Source organism: Paraburkholderia sp. BR10937 (genome assembly GCF_040965695.1).
Taxonomy (GTDB): Bacteria; Pseudomonadota; Gammaproteobacteria; order Burkholderiales; family Burkholderiaceae; genus Paraburkholderia.
In genome coordinates this window covers 1-796 of the sequence record NZ_JBFRCL010000156.1, presented here as the reverse complement: position 1 = coordinate 796, position 796 = coordinate 1, and the positions used below count along the sequence as shown (strand labels likewise).

Sequence of the window (796 nt, the reverse complement as noted above, 5' to 3'; positions counted from 1 at the left end):
CGATGCCCTCGAGGACTTCGTCGTGCTCCTGGCGTTCCGCGAGGTACGGCGAGCGGTAGCCCGAATTCACGCCCCAGTAATAGAACACCAGCGAGACCAGCGCGACGACCAGCATGTCCCAGCCGTACGGAAGCAGACCGGCGCCGCCGAACTGCTTGCTGCCGACGAGCGAGAGGAGCGCCATGATCGGCAGGTACGCGCACAGCCACCATGCGGCCTTCAGATCCTGGCCCCAGCCGTCAAAACCCTGCTTGCTCTGGAAGTAGAAGTACACCGGCAGCGCGACGACCATCAGCAGAATGATTTCGCCGGTCAGCGGCCACTTCGCCCAGTACAGGATCATCGATGCGCAGACGAATGCGAACGGCGCGATCACCTTCATGAACGGCACCGAGAGCGGGCGCTCGATGTCCGTGGCGGCGCGCTTGAGCGCCATCAGGCTGATCGGACCCGTGAGGTACGAAATCACCGTCGCCACCGAGATCACCGCCGCGAGCGAACTCCAGCCGCGGAAGAAGAACATGAAGATGAACGAAACGAGCAGGTTGAACCACATCGCATTGCGCGGCACGCCGTAGAACGGGTGCACGTTGCCGAACATCTTCGGCATCGTGTTGTTGCGCTCCATCGCGTAGATCATGCGCGAGGTCGTCGCCATGTAGGTCGTACCGGTGCCGCTCGGGCTCACGAATGCGTCGACGTACAGCAGGATCGCGAGCCAGTTCAGGTTCAGCGCGATCGCGAGTTCCGCGAACGGCGACTTGAAGTTGAACGTGTTCCAGCCCTTCGCGACGTC

The 796-nt window shown here is 62.4% G+C and carries 1 protein-coding gene; it reads right to left on the bottom strand.

The genetic code is table 11. The features are described from left to right. On the bottom strand, positions 1-796 hold a 796-nt coding region (locus AB4Y44_RS42430), incomplete at both ends, for an APC family permease (protein WP_368702819.1).